The 571-nt window shown below is 61.3% G+C and carries 1 protein-coding gene; it reads left to right on the top strand.

The genetic code is table 11. The features are described 5' to 3' along the window. Nucleotides 1-571 (top strand): type VI secretion system tip protein VgrG (locus QCE69_RS39365; protein ID WP_309936162.1); only part of this gene is annotated, 571 nt, incomplete at both ends.

Here is a 571-nt window from a genome sequence, read left to right as displayed (position 1 = left end):
CTGGCACACCGAGGACAATGTCACTACGGGCCGCTACGTCGTCGATGACTATGATTTCCGCAAGCCCAAGGCGGACCTGCAAAGCCAGCAGGCCAACCCACTCAGCGATGAACACGGCTCGTACGAGAAGTACAACTGGCAGCTCGGCTATGTCAATGGCGACGAGGGCAATCACTATTCGCGCGTACGTCTCGAAGAGGAACAGACTGGGAGTGAAAGCGCTCATGGTCACACCACCATTCGCGCTTTCGCGCCCGGTTATCTGTTCACGCTCACAGGATGTCCCCGCACGGCTGACAACCGCGAGTACCTGATCGTCGGCGCAAGTTATCAGTTTCAAAGCGGCGGCGATGCCAGCGGCAGCAGCTCGGCGCGTTACGACACGGAGTTTCTCGCGCAGCCGACTTCACTGCCCTGGCGCGCGCCTTCCATCACGCCTTTGCCGAAAGCGACAGGACCGCAGACAGCGGTGGTCGTTGGCCCGGCAGGCGAGACCATCTGGACCGACCAGCACGGCCGCGTGAAGCTGCAATTCCGCTGGGACCGCTACGGCAAGAGCGACGAGAACAGT

Source organism: Caballeronia sp. LZ032 (genome assembly GCF_031451315.1).
Taxonomy (GTDB): Bacteria; Pseudomonadota; Gammaproteobacteria; order Burkholderiales; family Burkholderiaceae; genus Caballeronia.
Note: the sequence above shows the minus strand (reverse complement) of the source record. Positions and strands in the feature narration are given on the sequence as shown.